At 43.1% G+C, this 15,473-nt stretch carries 17 protein-coding genes; all 17 read left to right on the top strand.

The annotated features are described in order from the left end of the window. Positions 1–138: uracil phosphoribosyltransferase (locus tag LD39_RS14650; protein ID WP_035548652.1), on the top strand; the 138-nt coding region annotated here is incomplete at its 5' end. A gap of 75 nt (positions 139–213) precedes the next feature. Continuing rightward, the gene (gene wecB, locus LD39_RS14645) at positions 214–1,362 is read left to right on the top strand and encodes a non-hydrolyzing UDP-N-acetylglucosamine 2-epimerase (protein ID WP_035548649.1); all 1,149 of its coding nucleotides are present in this window, start codon (positions 214–216) and stop codon (positions 1,360–1,362) included. A gap of 96 nt (positions 1,363–1,458) precedes the next feature. Further along, positions 1,459–3,606: a S8 family serine peptidase gene (locus LD39_RS14640; protein ID WP_035548647.1), complete on the top strand. Its 2,148-nt coding sequence runs from the start codon at positions 1,459–1,461 to the stop codon at positions 3,604–3,606. Positions 3,607–3,884: 278 nt separating this feature from the next. After that, positions 3,885–4,103: an AtpZ/AtpI family protein gene (locus tag LD39_RS14635; RefSeq protein ID WP_035548655.1), complete on the top strand. Its 219-nt coding sequence runs from the start codon at positions 3,885–3,887 to the stop codon at positions 4,101–4,103. 1 nt (position 4,104) lies between these two features. Beyond that, complete coding sequence (locus tag LD39_RS14630; RefSeq protein ID WP_035548644.1) at positions 4,105–4,485, top strand: ATP synthase subunit I; 381 nt, start codon at positions 4,105–4,107, stop codon at positions 4,483–4,485. Positions 4,486–4,509: 24 nt separating this feature from the next. Continuing rightward, positions 4,510–5,232 carry a F0F1 ATP synthase subunit A gene (gene atpB / locus LD39_RS14625; protein ID WP_035548640.1) on the top strand — a complete coding sequence of 241 codons (723 nt, stop codon included), beginning with the start codon at positions 4,510–4,512 and terminating at the stop codon, positions 5,230–5,232. A 41-nt stretch (positions 5,233–5,273) separates the two neighbouring features. Continuing rightward, the gene (gene atpE, locus LD39_RS14620; RefSeq protein ID WP_035548636.1) at positions 5,274–5,486 is read left to right on the top strand and encodes a F0F1 ATP synthase subunit C; all 213 of its coding nucleotides are present in this window, start codon (positions 5,274–5,276) and stop codon (positions 5,484–5,486) included. Between the two features lie 166 nt (positions 5,487–5,652). Then, positions 5,653–6,177, top strand: coding sequence for a F0F1 ATP synthase subunit B (locus LD39_RS14615; protein ID WP_035548634.1), 525 nt, complete (start codon positions 5,653–5,655; stop codon positions 6,175–6,177). Beyond that, positions 6,174–6,719 (top strand): F0F1 ATP synthase subunit delta, encoded by a 546-nt coding sequence (locus LD39_RS14610; RefSeq protein ID WP_035548631.1) that lies wholly within the window; start codon positions 6,174–6,176, stop codon positions 6,717–6,719. The genes LD39_RS14615 and LD39_RS14610 overlap by 4 nt, the downstream gene beginning before the upstream one ends. A 15-nt stretch (positions 6,720–6,734) precedes the next feature. After that, the gene (gene atpA / locus LD39_RS14605) at positions 6,735–8,243 is read left to right on the top strand and encodes a F0F1 ATP synthase subunit alpha (RefSeq protein WP_035548628.1); all 1,509 of its coding nucleotides are present in this window, start codon (positions 6,735–6,737) and stop codon (positions 8,241–8,243) included. Positions 8,244–8,478: 235 nt separating this feature from the next. Next, positions 8,479–9,333, top strand: coding sequence for an ATP synthase F1 subunit gamma (gene atpG / locus LD39_RS14600; RefSeq protein WP_035548625.1), 855 nt, complete (start codon positions 8,479–8,481; stop codon positions 9,331–9,333). A gap of 38 nt (positions 9,334–9,371) precedes the next feature. Next, positions 9,372–10,784 carry a F0F1 ATP synthase subunit beta gene (gene atpD, locus LD39_RS14595; protein ID WP_035548622.1) on the top strand — a complete coding sequence of 471 codons (1,413 nt, stop codon included), beginning with the start codon at positions 9,372–9,374 and terminating at the stop codon, positions 10,782–10,784. 207 nt (positions 10,785–10,991) lie between these two features. After that, positions 10,992–11,396 (top strand): F0F1 ATP synthase subunit epsilon, encoded by a 405-nt coding sequence (locus tag LD39_RS14590; RefSeq protein ID WP_035548619.1) that lies wholly within the window; start codon positions 10,992–10,994, stop codon positions 11,394–11,396. Positions 11,397–11,611: 215 nt separating this feature from the next. Then, a complete protein-coding gene (locus LD39_RS14585; protein WP_035548616.1) occupies positions 11,612–11,845 on the top strand; it encodes a DUF1146 family protein in 234 nt (77 codons plus the stop codon). Between the two features lie 101 nt (positions 11,846–11,946). Then, entirely contained in the window at positions 11,947–12,657 is a 711-nt protein-coding gene (locus LD39_RS14580) for a YwmB family TATA-box binding protein (protein WP_035548614.1), read from the top strand. Positions 12,658–12,691: 34 nt separating this feature from the next. Beyond that, a complete protein-coding gene (murA, locus tag LD39_RS14575) occupies positions 12,692–14,002 on the top strand; it encodes a UDP-N-acetylglucosamine 1-carboxyvinyltransferase (RefSeq protein ID WP_035548611.1) in 1,311 nt (436 codons plus the stop codon). Positions 14,003–14,128: 126 nt separating this feature from the next. Next, complete coding sequence (gene spoIID / locus LD39_RS14570) at positions 14,129–15,160, top strand: stage II sporulation protein D (RefSeq protein WP_035548608.1); 1,032 nt, start codon at positions 14,129–14,131, stop codon at positions 15,158–15,160. The last annotated feature ends 313 nt before the right edge of the window (positions 15,161–15,473 follow it).

Genomic DNA, 15,473 nt, shown 5'->3' with positions numbered 1-15,473 from the left:
GAAGGTGTGGAAGCTGTTCAACAAGAGCACCCTGATGTAGATATTTATCTGGCTGCACTCGACGAAAAGTTGAATGAAAAAGGATACATCGTTCCTGGCCTGGGTGACGCCGGCGACCGCTTGTACGGTACAAAATAAGATTAAAAGTGGGAGCAACCGTTGCAGCAATAGCTTCTATAATAAATAAAACCCCTTTTTTGAGGAGGCCAATCAGTGTCGGAACCAATAAAAGTTATGACGATCTTCGGTACAAGGCCGGAAGCCATCAAAATGGCCCCCCTTGTGCTGGAACTAAAACAACGTCCAGAGCAATTTCAACCTATTGTGGCTGTGACTGCCCAACACCGAGAAATGCTGGATCAAGTGTTATCCATTTTCGATATTGAACCGGACTTCGATTTGGATATTATGAAATCACGCCAAACCCTGGCTCAAGTCACTACTCGTGCACTTGAAGGATTGGACGGAGTGATGAAAGAAACCAAGCCTGATGTCGTATTGGTTCATGGAGATACAACTACGACATTCGCTGCATCATTGGCGGCTTATTATAATCAAATTCCTGTCGGCCATGTCGAAGCTGGGCTTAGAACTTGGAATAAATATTCTCCTTACCCTGAAGAAATGAATCGTCAACTTACTGGAGTTATGGCGGATCTTCATTTCGCACCAACGAACAAGTCTAGAGATAATTTGCTTGCTGAAAACAAACCGGAAGATCATATTTTCGTAACAGGAAACACAGCGATTGATGCGTTGCAAACGACTGTTAACGAAGAATATACTTCTGAAGTTCTAAAGGAAGTCGGAGACAAGCGTCTTGTTCTTATGACTGCTCACCGCCGTGAAAACTTAGGTGAAAATATGAGGCAGATGTTCAGAGCCATTAAACGACTCGTTCAAGAACATGAAGATATTCAAGTTGTTTATCCTGTCCACCTAAATCCTGTCGTGAAAGAGACAGCAGACGAAATTCTTGGAGATGATGATCGCATTAAGCTTATCGACCCGCTTGATGTCATTGATTTTCATAACTTTGCCTCTCGTGCTTACTTGATTTTGACGGATTCAGGCGGAGTTCAAGAAGAAGCCCCTTCTCTTGGTGTTCCAGTATTAGTACTTCGTGATACGACAGAACGTCCGGAAGGAATTGAAGCTGGTACTTTGAAACTCGCTGGAACAGAAGAGGACCATATTTTCCATTTAGCGCATGAGCTTTTATCTGACGATAGCAAGCATCAGGAAATGGCCAAAGCGTCAAACCCCTACGGAGATGGACAAGCCTCTGCTCGAATAGCTGAAGCGATCCGTTATTTCTTCAAACGCCGTGAGGATAAACCAGCTCCATTTGAAATTGAATAGGAGAAAAAGTCAAGCCGATCGAGAGGCTTGACTTTTTTTATGAGTGCATAGCTATTCTTCATCATCACAAACTAAGCACAAAAAAGAGGTCTGGTTATGCATAAAGCGGTTTTGTGTCTATGTATGGTGCTGTTATGCTCAGGTTTTAAAGCTCCTGAAGCCACAGAAAAAGTCACCATTATTGTAGAGGTAGATCAATCGGTAGAGAATTTCGTGGATCGTATAGAAACGAGAATTCCCAGATTAGAGGTTGTTGCCAAGTACGATACGATTTTCAAAGGTGTAGCGATCAAAGGAACAGCGGGAGAGCTGGAGAAGTTAGCACGATTAGATACCGTCATACAGCAATATCCAGTTCAGACTTACAAAACATTGAAGGAAGAACTGCCTTCCTTTTCTACGGATTGGATTCGGGAACGATATGATCTCCCATTCACAGGTAAGGGTGTAAAGGTAGGGGTGATCGATACAGGAGTGGACTACTCTCATCCAGATCTGGAAGGATCTTACAAGGGAGGATTTGATACAGTTGATTTTGATGATGATCCGATGGAAACACAAGGGGAAGGCGAGACACTTCACGGAACTCATGTAGCTGGGGTGATTGCAGCGGATGGGCAAATGAAAGGAATAGCGCCGGGTGCTGAATTGTATGCCTATCGAGCTCTTGGGCCAGGCGGAATGGGATCATCTGTCCAGGTCATTGCAGCTATCGAAGAAGCGGTAGAGGACGGGATGGATGTCATCAATCTTTCCCTGGGGAATGATGTGAATGGTCCAGATTGGCCTACATCCCATGCAGTTAATAAGGCTGTTGAACTCGGTACGACAGTAGTTGTAGCAGCAGGTAACTCCGGGCCGGATTCCTGGACGGTAGGTTCTCCGGCTACTTCATCAAAGGCGATTACGGTAGGAGCCTCTTCCGTGCCGGACGAAGTGCCTCTTTTATCGATTCCTGGAGAACGGCGTCATATTCCTGTTCAAGTTATGTTAGGGTCAGTCCCGTGGGAATTATCTAAAAAATATCCACTGATCAAGGCCGGGAAAGGACATGATGAGTTACAAGAGGCAAGGGGAAAAATTGTTGTATTCGAAAGAGGAGACATATCCTTTACGGAAAAAGCAATCAAAGCTTTTCAAGCAGGGGCGGTAGCCGTTGTTATTTATAATAATGATGAGGGTATTTTTCAAGGAGCACTTGAAGGGAACATACCTATCCCTGTCGCTGCTGTTTCTAGGGATGATGGGGAATGGTTGTTGAACGAGGGGGGAGAAGCAGGGCAATGGGTGGAAACCCTAATGTCCCAAGCAAAAGAAGAGATTGCTCCGTTTAGTTCACGAGGACCAGTGACAACGAGTTGGGAGGTAAAGCCAGACTTAGTTGCCCCAGGGGTTAACATCGTAAGTACTGTGCCAGGAGGCTATCAACCTCTTCAAGGAACAAGTATGGCCGCTCCTCATGTCGCCGGTGTTGCCGCCTTAATCCTTGAAGCCCATCCCGATTGGACTCCACAAGAGGTGAAGGCAGCTTTGTTAAGTTCAGCTGATTTGATGACACAGGAGGAAAATCTTTATCAGCCTACGGAACAGGGGAATGGGATGTTAGATATAGTGGAATCCATTCAACCTGAGCTTTTAATAGAATCAGGGGCCCTGGAGTTCGGACGCATTGGAGATAGATTCTTTAGAAAACAATTACCGATAAAGGTGAAAAATCCGACAGAAAAGCAACAGGAAATTTATATTGAGCGGCCGAGCCTGCAGCCAGGAGTGTCTTGGCGTGTCCCTTCTGTCATTTCCTTAGCTCCTGGAGAAACAAAAACGGCGAATGTAGAAATTCAATTGTCCAAGGCTTTCGTCAAGCCGGGTGTTCATGAAGGTTACTTAAAGCTTGAAAGTAACGGTGCCCAATATCAGATCCCTTACTTATATATGAAGGAAGATGCTGAATACGCGAAAGTGACAGGCTTTGAACTCACTCAAAGCACTGGGAGGGAAAGAACGTTATCCTACCGATTCCATTTAACGGAGGAGGTCGACAAAGTGACCGTGGACTTGTACCGTGCGGGAACGATGTTATATCAAGGACAGTTAATGAAGATCGACAAGCCTGAAGCGGGACTTGTTGAAGGAGAGATACAAAGGACTTCAAGTGATCTTGCAGGGCCGTATCTAGCTACTGTAAATGTTCAAGTCAAAGGTAAAAATGAAACGTACACTTTCCCGATCCGATTCAGTGATTGAGCAGCAAACAAACACGCCTCAGGTCATCCAAATTATGGGAGACCTGAGGTGAGCTGTTTAGTAAGTTTTTTTCAGAAATTCTGTGTTTTTAGCAATTTAAAAAATGTGACGAAAATGTGATCGAAAAGTGTCATACATTTGTATTTTTGCTCACAAACTCATTGACATCATATGACCCCTATTGTATTCTTACATAGGGTGGAATGATAAGGTTTTCATATAAGGGAAATAAAAGGTTTTATCCACTTTTCCCTGCCTTAAAAGTGAGAGTGAAAAAAATGAAACGTTACAAGCCACCATTCCAGGCTATGGCGCTTACGAGCGCGATCGTTTCCCAACTAGCCGGCGGACCTTTAGCCGGGGTATTTATTGGGAAGTGGGTCGATAGCCAATTTTCCACAGCACCCACATTCTTAATCATTGGACTTTTCCTCGGATTAGGAGCAGGTACATATGGAACTATTCATTTAGTACGCTCGTACTCGGGAGACGATTAACATGATAGACTATCAACAGATGATATCCCGCCAACGGAAATGGATGTTCTACCTTTTAGCTTTGCTCGTTTTGGGGTGGGGGTTTACTCCTTGGAAACCTGTTTTCTTAGGACTCCTACTAGGAACTACCCTTAGTTTTTACAACCTATGGACAATGCAAAGGAAAATCTCCAAGCTAGGTGAACATTCCACAGACACATCAAATTCGGAAAAACGCAAACCAAATATTGGTACGTTTACACGATTAGCCACAGGGGCTCTAGCAGCCGTAATTGCACTTCAATTCGAAGAACATTTCCACATTATTTCAGTAGTATTGGGCCTAATGACAGCCTATTTTGTCATTTTTATAGACTACCTGTTGAAGCACTTAACAGAATAGCACGATGGAAGAGAGGTGAACAAAATGAATCACGAAGCACCAATGTTGGAGAATGCGCTTGGTATTGACTGGTTAGATTTCAACCTATCCAACGTATTAATGATACTGATTGCTTCAGTCATTGTTTTTATTGTTGCTGTTGCAGCAACGCGAGGTTTGGAACGACGTCCGAAAGGATTTCAAAACTTTATGGAGTGGCTCATCGACTTTATAAAAGGTATTATTGGTTCAAATATGGACTGGAAAGTAGGGAGACTATTTCTGCCATTAGGATTAACTCTCTTCACATATATCTTTGTCTCTAACATGTTAGGGGTAGTCACCATATTTGCGCCACATGATGTTCTATGGTGGAAATCACCGACATCGGATCCGGGCATCACCTTAACGCTAGCTGTTATGGTAGTCGTCCTCACCAACTATTATGGTGTGAAGATGAGAGGGGGCAATGAGGTCGCTAAAGACTTCGCACGTCCACTGCCATTTTTACTCCCATTTAAGATTATCGAGGAGTTTTCGAATACGTTGACACTAGGTCTTCGACTTTACGGAAACATTTACGCAGGTGAGATTTTGCTGGGTCTGTTAGCTGGAGTAGCATCAGCCGGCTTCCTAGGATTCTTAGGCGGAGTTATTCCGTTGTTAGCTTGGCAGGCATTTAGTACATTTGTAGGTTTTATTCAGGCATTTATTTTCACAATGTTGACAATGGTTTATATGTCTCACAAAGTGAGTTCTGACCATTAATAAATAACAAATTTTTTAATATATTTGAGGAGGAATTTAACATGGGTCTGATTGCAGCGGCAATTGCAGTAGGTCTTGCAGCAGTAGGTGCAGGTATTGGTAACGGTTTAATCGTAGGTAGAACAGTAGAAGGGATTGCTCGTCAACCAGAATTGCGAGGCGTTCTTCAAACAACAATGTTCATTGGTGTTGCACTAGTTGAGGCACTTCCAATCATCGGTGTCGTAATCGCATTTATCGTAATGGGTCAATAAGTTTTTACTAAAAGAGATGGCGAAGCGAAAGTTTCCTTCGCCATTTCTCTACATCAGCCAAAAAGTATTTACCCATTCTTAGAGAATTAAAACTTCGACTTAAACCTTTAAGCCGGGTTTTTGTTATGTATAGCCCCATTTAGGGTCGTCGAAAGGAGTGAGCAAGGTGCAAACTTTTACTAATATGTTAGTTCTAGGATCTGGTGGCGGACTTAACATCGGAGATATGCTCGTTCAGTTAGTTGTATTCATTGTCCTCTTGGTTTTACTTAAGAAATTTGCCTGGGGTCCTTTCATGAATATGATGAAAGAGCGTGAAGATTATATTTCCAACGAAATAGACACAGCTGAAAAAAGCCGTGAGGAAGCACAACGCATGCAACGTGAAGCTTCAGAAGAGTTGAAAAAGACAAGACAAGATGCACAAAAGATTATAGAGGATGCACGTCAAACAGCTGCTCAACAAGAACAATCGATTATTCAATCCGCTCGTACAGAGGCAGAGCGAATGAAAGACTCAGCTAAACAAGAGATTGTTCAAGAGAAGGAAAAAGCAATTCAGTCACTCAAAGACCAAGTTGCTTCCATGTCTGTTATGATTGCGTCTAAAGTTATCGAAAAAGAATTATCCGAAAAAGATCAAGATCACTTAATCCAGCAATACATCAATGAAGCGGGCGAAGAACGATGAGTAATTCTATCGTTGCAAAGCGCTATGCGCAAGCCCTTTTTCAACTCGCTGAAGATCATTTGAAGGTCGATCAAATTGGAGAAGAATTAGAGACTGTAAGAGAAGTTTTCCGTGAGAATCCTTCTATTTACACATTCTTAAAACATCCTAAGATTACGACTGCAGAGAAGAAACGTGTCGTAACTAAATCATTTCAGGCGTTATCAGCTGAGGTGTTGAACACGTTAAAGCTTATCGTGGATCGTCACAGAGAAGATATTATCCTTGAAGTGATCGAAGAGTACATGTCTAAAATCTCAGATCAAAAAGGTGTAGCGCAGGCTACGGTTTACTCTGTACGTAAACTATCTGATAAAGAAAAGCAGCAAATTTCTAAAACGTTTGCTTCAAAAGTAGGAAAACAATCCTTGAACATTACAAACAATATCGATTCTTCCTTGCTTGGCGGTATTCGCGTAAGAATAGGAAATCGCATTTTCGATGGTTCAGTAAGCGGCAAGTTAAACCGCATGGAACGTGAACTAGTATCGAATAAAAGATGATAGGGGTGAAATAGCATGAGCATCAAAGCTGAAGAAATCAGTGCGCTGATAAAGCAGCAAATTGAAAACTATGAGACTGAAATTGAAGTCAAAGATGTCGGTACAGTTATCGAAGTAGGTGACGGTATCGCACGTGCTCATGGTCTTGACAACGTCATGGCTGGAGAGCTCGTTGAATTTTCAAATGGTGTAATGGGTCTAGCACAAAACTTAGAGGAAAATAATGTAGGTCTTGTCATCCTTGGCCCATACACAGATATTAAAGAAGGCGACGAAGTTCGTCGTACGGGACGCATCATGCAGGTTCCTGTAGGTGAAGAAATGTTGGGACGTGTTGTCAATCCACTTGGACAGCCAGTTGATGGAATGGGTCCGGTTGAAACAACAAGAACTCGCCCAATTGAATCGCCTGCACCAGGTGTTATGGATCGTAAATCCGTTGATGAGCCGCTTCAAACAGGGATCAAGGCGATTGACGCCCTTGTTCCGATTGGACGTGGACAACGTGAGTTAATCATCGGAGACCGTCAAACAGGTAAAACATCTGTTGCGATTGACGCGATTATTAACCAGCACGATCAAGACATGATTTGTATCTATGTAGCGATTGGGCAAAAAGAATCTACCGTTCGTGGAACAGTAGAAACACTCCGTCGTCACGGTGCGCTTGATTACACAATTGTCGTTACGGCAAGTGCTTCTCAGCCAGCTCCACTTCTTTACTTAGCTCCATATGCAGGAGTATCTTTGGGTGAAGATTTCATGTACAACGGCAAGCACGTACTTGTTGTATATGATGACCTTTCTAAGCAGGCAGCTGCTTACCGTGAACTTTCCCTGCTACTTCGTCGTCCACCAGGTCGTGAAGCCTTCCCGGGGGATGTGTTCTACTTGCACTCTCGTTTGCTAGAGCGTGCCGCTAAATTGAGTGATGCTAAAGGTGGGGGATCACTAACAGCCCTTCCGTTCGTAGAAACGCAAGCGGGTGACATCTCTGCTTACATCCCAACCAACGTTATCTCCATCACTGATGGACAGATCTTCTTACAATCTGATTTATTCTTCTCGGGTGTACGTCCAGCGATTAACGCCGGTCTATCCGTATCCCGTGTTGGTGGTTCCGCACAAATCAAAGCGATGAAGAAGGTTGCCGGTACGTTGCGTCTTGACTTAGCATCCTACCGTGAACTAGAAGCTTTCGCACAGTTCGGATCAGACCTGGATAAATCAACACAAGCTAAGCTGAATCGTGGTGCCCGTACAGTAGAAGTACTGAAACAAGGTCTTCACGAGCCGCTAGCTGTTGAAAAACAAGTCATGATCATCTATGCGCTGACTAAAGGATTCCTGGATGAAATTCCAGTTGAAGATATCACGCGCTTTGAGTCTGAATTCCACAACTGGTTAGATAACAACCGCAAGGATCTTCTATCCCAGATTCGAGAAACTGGAAAACTGGCTGATGATGAAGACATGAGCGGTGCTGTTAAAGAATTTAAGAAAACATTTGTTGTTTCTGAATAAAACGGAGTGGGGCTGGGAGGCCGAACGTGCATAAGTGGATTACCTCAGTAAAGCAATCTTTTACAGTGGTGACCCCCTAAAGGCGTAAAGGTCTGCCCCTCAAAGCCGCATAAAAAGTACGGAGACGACTGCTTAGCGGGTATAGCGACATGGTTCGCCAATCGGTAAGAACCGAGACTCAAGCTAATGTTTTACGTCCTCCGAACGAACCAGCTAGAAAGGGTGGTGAAACAGCGTGGCATCCCTTAGAGATATTAAAGGACGGATTACCTCTACAAAGAAAACGAAGCAGATTACGAAAGCGATGGAAATGGTATCAGCGTCCAAACTGAATCGCGCAGAGCAAAATGCAAAGGCGTTCGTGCCTTATAGCGATAAGATTCAAGAAGTTGTGACGAATATTGCTGCAGGTACAAGCAGCAGACATCCAATGCTCCAGGCTCGTGAAGTGAAGCGTAGAGGCTATCTCGTAATCACTTCAGATAGAGGTTTAGCAGGTGCTTACAATAGCAGTATTTTGCGTAAGGTTTATCAACAAATTCGTACGCATACATCTGCTGATGAATATAGAATTATCACCATCGGTCGAATTGGTCGTGACTTTTTCCGTAAACGTAATATTCCAGTGGATAAGGATATTACCGGGCTATCCGATCAACCGAACTTTGCTGATATAAAAGATATCGCTTCCGAAACGGTTCAAATGTTCACGGATGAGGAAATCGATGAATTATATCTATACTACAATCACTATGTGAGTGCGATCACGCAGGAAGTTACGGAAAGAAAAGTACTTCCTCTAAATGATGTAGGTGAAGATAAGGCAGCTTCAGGTTCTTACGAATACGAACCCAATGAAGAGCAGATCTTGGATGTATTATTACCTCAATACGCCGAGAGTTTAATATACGGAGCTTTACTTGATGGAAAAGCTAGTGAGCACGCGGCGCGTATGACGGCTATGAAGAGTGCCACAGATAATGCTGATGAACTCATTGGTGATCTGACACTTTCTTATAACCGCGCACGTCAAGCTGCAATCACTCAGGAAATTACTGAAATTGTTGGCGGAGCAGCTGCCTTAGAGTAGTAATTTCTGACTCGAAAAGTTAGATAGGAGGGAAATTGATGAGTAATGGACGCGTAACTCAAATCATGGGACCCGTTGTAGACGTAACGTTTGAAGACGGTCATCTCCCTGATATTAATAACGCATTGCGTGTTGTTTATAATGCGCAGACAGAAAACGAAAAAAGCGTCGACCTTACACTGGAAGTTGCCCTGCACTTAGGTGACAATACGGTTCGTACGGTTGCCATGTCATCTACAGATGGTGTAATGCGTGGCACAACAGTAATAGATACTGGAAAGCCGATTTCAGTGCCTGTAGGTGAAGTGACTTTAGGTCGTGTCTTCAACGTAGAAGGAAATAACATTGATTTAGATGAGCCGCTTGGTGATGATGTCCGTCGTGACCCAATTCACCGCGAGGCACCTAAATTTGAGAACTTGGCTACAGAAACCGAGATTCTGGAAACAGGAATCAAGGTTGTAGACTTGCTTGCCCCTTATGTTAAAGGTGGTAAAATTGGATTGTTTGGTGGTGCCGGTGTTGGTAAAACCGTATTGATCCAGGAGCTTATCAATAACATCGCCCAAGAGCACGGTGGTATTTCTGTATTCGCCGGTGTTGGTGAACGTACACGTGAAGGTAACGACCTCTATTGGGAAATGACAGACTCTGGCGTAATTAAGAAAACAGCGATGGTGTTTGGTCAGATGAACGAGCCGCCTGGAGCGCGTATGCGTGTCGCCCTGTCTGGTCTCACAATGGCTGAATACTTCCGTGATGAACAGGGGCAGGATGTACTGTTCTTCATCGATAACATTTTCCGATTCACGCAAGGTGGTCTAGAGGTATCTGCCCTTCTAGGACGTATGCCTTCTGCTGTTGGATATCAGCCGACACTTGCTACAGAGATGGGACAATTACAGGAACGTATCACGTCTACGGACAAAGGTTCAGTTACATCTATCCAGGCGATTTATGTACCTGCCGATGACTATACTGACCCTGCACCAGCAACGACGTTCGCCCACTTGGATGCGACAACTAACCTTGAGCGTAAGCTCTCTGAGCAAGGGATTTACCCGGCCGTGGATCCACTCGCTTCTACATCTCGTGCCCTGGATCCAGACATTGTTGGTGAAGAGCATTATGAAGTAGCGCGTGAGGTACAGCGTACACTTCAACGTTACAAAGAACTTCAGGATATCATTGCCATCCTGGGTATGGATGAACTTTCTGATGAAGATAAGTTGACGGTTGCACGTGCTCGTCGTGTACAATTCTTCTTATCACAGAACTTCCACGTAGCTGAACAGTTCACGGGTCAACCAGGTTCATATGTACCTGTATCAGAAACGGTTAAAGGCTTTAAGGAAATCCTTGACGGTAAATATGACGACGTTCCTGAAGATGCGTTCCGACTAGTAGGGCGTATTGAAGAAGTTGTTGAAAAATCAAAACAAATGCAATAAAAAACGAAAAGTGAAAGCGACCTATTTGACGCCACGCATAAGCGAGATCATGTGATGGGACTATTCGCCACATTATGAAATTGCTGATGTTAAGAGTGTCCGGGCGCTGGAGCTAGCTATACAAGAGCATAAACGTTTGAGTCTTGTATTAAAGTGATGGCCGGGATCAACCCCGGCTCATCACCATAGCCGAAGGAGGAAATGGATATGAGCACACTAACGGTGAGTGTTGTCACTCCTGATGGCCCGGTTTTGGAAGATGCATTTGAAATGGTTAGTTGTAAGGCTGAAAGTGGAGAACTTGGTATATTACCAGGTCACATTCCGACAGTAGCTCCACTTACAATCAGCGCGGTTCGCTTGAAAGGTGATGGCAAGTCTGATCGTATCGCAGTCAGTGGAGGTTTTTTAGAAGTTCGACCTGACAAAGTCACAATTCTAGCTCAGTCAGCGGAAAAACCTTCTGAAATTGATATTGATCGTGCCCGAAAAGCAAAAGAACGTGCAGAAAGACGCCTGCAAGAAAAACAAGCCGACATTGATTTCAAACGGGCTGAATTGGCCCTCAAACGAGCCATTAATCGTTTGGATGTATTCGAAAATAACTTTTAAACTGCTTTCATCCTTGAGAGCAGTTTTTTTGTGAATTACAAATTACGTCAGCAAAATACGGCAAATGGAAATAAATCTTGTCATTATTGCCCGGGAAATGAGAAATAATTCATTTCCTAGTCATCTTTTGTTTAAAGATGAGTTCAAAATGGTATATAAAGGTATAGCAGAATAATACATTTGTCTGTTTTGCTTGTTATGAAGAGGGGTTCATCATGGATCAATACTTTGCTGAAGAAGCTATTTTAAGTATGACCTCGCATTTGATTTTTATTGTAATTACATGGAGAGTGCTGCAGTCGGTAAATTTTGATGCATTTTTTAGAAAAAATCGAGTGTTTGAGGCAAGGATACTTCTTATCTTTATCACAATCGCTTTAGGAACGACTGTGAGTAATTTCTTTTTAGATTTTATCGAATGGTCGAACAGTTTAATTTACTTGTTTTAATTAGAATTCACAAATGTCTAATGTTGTTAGGAATTGTATCGTATGAGACTGGTCTTCTCAGGTCAAACTTATAGTAAGTCAATGCTTGGGGAGGCATTCAAATGAAGATTACAGGAACTGTCCTTATTGCTATTATCATTTTCTTACTAGGTGCTTATCCACAGGAAATGTCTGCAAACCGTCAAACAACTGTTGAGAAATTTGCAGCATTTGCTGAGGATGAGCAGCTAACTGTTAGAGACTGGAGTGTTACAATCAAGCAATCGCTTGATAGAAAGGATCTTGTCGATCAAAAAAATGAAATTATTTCTTTCTTTTCTAACCCTGACGTGAAGTTAGAGGAATCGACAAATTCATTGAAATTCATAATAAAAGACACTCAGAAAAATTCCGAGACAAACGAATCATTTATTTTGGTTGTACCTAAGAATGAAAGTATGAAAGCGGAAATGGTTTATGTAGCAAGAGGACGGGGAACATCTTCAATGTCACCAGAAAACATGTCTAAACCACTGGATGTAAAAAGTCGATTCTTCAAAGAAAATGTCACCATTTTCTCTTGTATTAAGGCCGAGTCTAGTGGTATTATAGATGATGTTTTAGTGTATCAAAAATTCAAACAGACATTTAACATTCTAACAATAGACAAAGTAATCGAGCGTGGCTGGTCTAGCAGAACTGGCTACACAAACCAATGGGGACAAGCGCTTCCTGCAGCTGGTGACAGCATGAACGTTCAGTTCGCCTCTAGAACTTTGGGCGGGAAGACAAACATCACTATTGGCACACCCATTATTACTGCTGAATATTAATAATAATGAATATGGACGCGGAGGAGAATGAACCTTGGAAAAAATCATCGTCCGTGGTGGGAGGCAGCTGAAAGGTACCGTGAAAGCTGAAGGTGCCAAGAATGCCGTACTGCCTGTCATCGCAGCAAGTATAATTGCAAGTGAAGGAAAAAGCGTTTTGCACGAAGTACCTGCTTTAGCAGATGTCTATACGATCAATGAAGTAATTAGACATATGAACGCTGACGTAGATGTTGATGGAAATACAGTAACAGTCGATGCTTCTGGTGAGTTATCTACAGAAGCTCCAATAGAATATGTTCGTAAAATGCGTGCTTCTGTTCTCGTACTGGGACCACTTCTGGCCCGGTATGGCCATGCTAAGGTTGCCCTGCCAGGAGGCTGTGCAATCGGTTCTCGCCCTATAGACCAACACCTGAAAGGCTTTGAAGCTATGGGGGCAGATGTTACAGTTGGCAATGGTTACATTGAAGCAGAAGTCAAAGGTCGCTTAAAAGGCGCTAAAATTTATTTCGACGTTCCAAGTGTTGGTGCAACAGAGAATGTCATGATGGCAGCGGCACTAGCTGATGGAAAGACAATTCTTGAAAATTGCGCTAAAGAACCAGAGATTGTAGACTTAGCGAACTACTTAAATAAAATGGGCGCTAAGATCGTCGGAGCCGGAACAGAAACGATCCGAATAGAAGGCGTTGAAAAATTAGTTGGTGCGACCCATACGATCATCCCTGACCGTGTTGAAGCTGGTACCTTTATGGTAGCCGCTGCAATTACAGGGGGAAATGTACTTGTAAAAGGCGCAATGTTTGAACACTTACGTTCTGTTATTTCCAAAATGGAAGAAATGGGCGTCATTATTAAAGAAGAGGAAGATGGTTTGCGTGTCATTGGTCCTGATTTGTTGAAGGCTACGGATATTAAAACGATGCCTCACCCAGGATTTCCAACAGATATGCAATCTCAAATGATGGCTCTCATGCTTAACGCAGTAGGTACAAGTGTTATTACGGAAACTGTATTTGAGAATCGTTTTATGCATGTAGAAGAGTTTCGCCGTATGAATGCGAATATGAAGATTGAAGGCCGCAGTGTTATCATAGAAGGTCCTTCTGCTCTTCAAGGAGCAGAGGTTGCAGCCACAGACTTACGAGCTGGAGCAGCTTTAGTTTTAGCTGGTCTTGTAGCTGACGGATATACACGCGTAACCGAATTGAAGCATTTGGATCGCGGATATGTGGACTTTACTGAAAAGCTTGCTCAATTAGGTGCAGATATTGAACGTGTTGTTGAAGGTGAATCTTACAACGAAGAGCGAGAAGCTAGCGAATCTGTTTCGACATTATAATATACTCATTCTATAGCTTGTCTGTTTCAAAATTTATTGAAGCAGGCAAGCTTTTTTAGTTCTATCATTTTCACTTTATGGATACATTTTAGTAGAGGGATCTACTATATGACCAGGAGGGTGCGAATGAAAAGACAAAAATGGCTAGGACTGATCGTAGCAAGTGGCCTGTTTACGGCTATACTTATCATCCCTACAATGATTGTCGTACCATTCATCGGTTCCAATGATGTCAATGAAGTACAAGAAACCCCAAGCTCTCAAGCCAGTGCAGGGGAGCTTTCCGAGAACTTATCGTCCTTTTCCGTCCGTGTTTTAAGGAGTAATTCAGGAGAAGTGGAGAAAGTTCCTCTCGAAACGTACGTTGCTCGCGTAGTAGCCTCTGAGATGCCAGCAGATTTCGAACTTGAAGCATTAAAAGCTCAGGCGCTGGCTGCCCGCACCTACATTACTCGTCACATGGTGCAGGAGAGCGCTGTCTCGGAGCAAGCAGATGTAACCGATACGGTCAATCACCAGGTATACAAAAATGACCAGGAACTGAGACAACAATGGCAAGATCAATATGCGTCAAATATGGAGAAAATTAATCAAGCGGTCAAGGCAACATCAGGGGAAATCATTACGTATGAACATCAACCCATTACAGCAGCATTTTTTTCAACAAGTAACGGGTACACGGAGAATGCTGAGGATTATTGGGAGGATAATATCCCCTACTTGAAGAGTGTAGAGAGTCCATGGGATCAAGCATCGCCGAAATTCACTGACCAGAAGGTGGTTTCATTAGAGGAACTTCAGGCTGCTTTAGGCATAGACTTGAGTGTGGACCTTAGTCAAACTAAAATGACGAAAACAGAAGGAAACAGGGTCGAAAAAGTCGTATTTGGAGACCAAACCTTTTCTGGAAGAGAAATACGGGAAAAACTTAATTTACCGTCCAGCGATTTTACAATCCAGCAAAAAGGAAGCCATGTGATCTTCACTACAAAAGGTTATGGCCACGGAGTAGGTATGAGTCAGTACGGTGCAAACGGAATGGCTAAGACCGGAAAAAACTATAAAGACATTGTTCACCACTATTACCAGAACACCGAAATTTCACCAATGAGTACACAAACGGCAGCTCTTATGGAGGATGAAAAGCCAGTGAACTAAAAGGACCGCAGCGGGCGGTTCTTTTTTGTTAAGCCATCTTAATCTTTGTTGCTCCATTAAAGCTTCCTAATGTTGAAAACTCAGTTTCGAGGTTTTTCCTGTTTTCCGTTACTTTGGATAAGCAAAGGAGGTCCGGGAAATCACTCGCTTTCCGTGGGAGTTCGGTGAACTCTATTCCCACAGGAGTCTCGCAATTTCCCGGACCTCCTTGCTGTTGTTTGGAAAACGGAAACACATCATAAGATTCTTACTGAAGATAGCAAAGAGCTTCGTATGATGACTTCATCAAAGCACATACATGGCTAACCCGAAC

The organism is Halobacillus sp. BBL2006 (assembly GCF_000786645.1).
Classification (GTDB): domain Bacteria; phylum Bacillota; class Bacilli; order Bacillales; family Halobacillaceae; genus Halobacillus.
The sequence above is the reverse complement of the archived record's forward strand: the minus strand, read 5'-3'. Positions and strand labels throughout refer to the sequence as shown.

Bases quoted from the DNA above. Each gene is read 5' to 3' on its own strand.
- LD39_RS14640 (WP_035548647.1), top strand. From the start codon at position 1,459: ATGCATAAAGCGGTTTTGTGTCTATGTATGGTGCTGTTATGCTCAGGT.
- LD39_RS14635 (WP_035548655.1), top strand. From the start codon at position 3,885: ATGAAACGTTACAAGCCACCATTCCAGGCTATGGCGCTTACGAGCGCG.
- LD39_RS14630 (WP_035548644.1), top strand. From the start codon at position 4,105: ATGATAGACTATCAACAGATGATATCCCGCCAACGGAAATGGATGTTC.
- atpB (WP_035548640.1), top strand. From the start codon at position 4,510: ATGAATCACGAAGCACCAATGTTGGAGAATGCGCTTGGTATTGACTGG.
- atpE (WP_035548636.1), top strand. From the start codon at position 5,274: ATGGGTCTGATTGCAGCGGCAATTGCAGTAGGTCTTGCAGCAGTAGGT.
- LD39_RS14610 (WP_035548631.1), top strand. From the start codon at position 6,174: ATGAGTAATTCTATCGTTGCAAAGCGCTATGCGCAAGCCCTTTTTCAA.
- atpA (WP_035548628.1), top strand. From the start codon at position 6,735: ATGAGCATCAAAGCTGAAGAAATCAGTGCGCTGATAAAGCAGCAAATT.
- atpD (WP_035548622.1), top strand. From the start codon at position 9,372: ATGAGTAATGGACGCGTAACTCAAATCATGGGACCCGTTGTAGACGTA.
- LD39_RS14590 (WP_035548619.1), top strand. From the start codon at position 10,992: ATGAGCACACTAACGGTGAGTGTTGTCACTCCTGATGGCCCGGTTTTG.
- LD39_RS14585 (WP_035548616.1), top strand. From the start codon at position 11,612: ATGGATCAATACTTTGCTGAAGAAGCTATTTTAAGTATGACCTCGCAT.
- LD39_RS14580 (WP_035548614.1), top strand. From the start codon at position 11,947: ATGAAGATTACAGGAACTGTCCTTATTGCTATTATCATTTTCTTACTA.
- spoIID (WP_035548608.1), top strand. From the start codon at position 14,129: ATGAAAAGACAAAAATGGCTAGGACTGATCGTAGCAAGTGGCCTGTTT.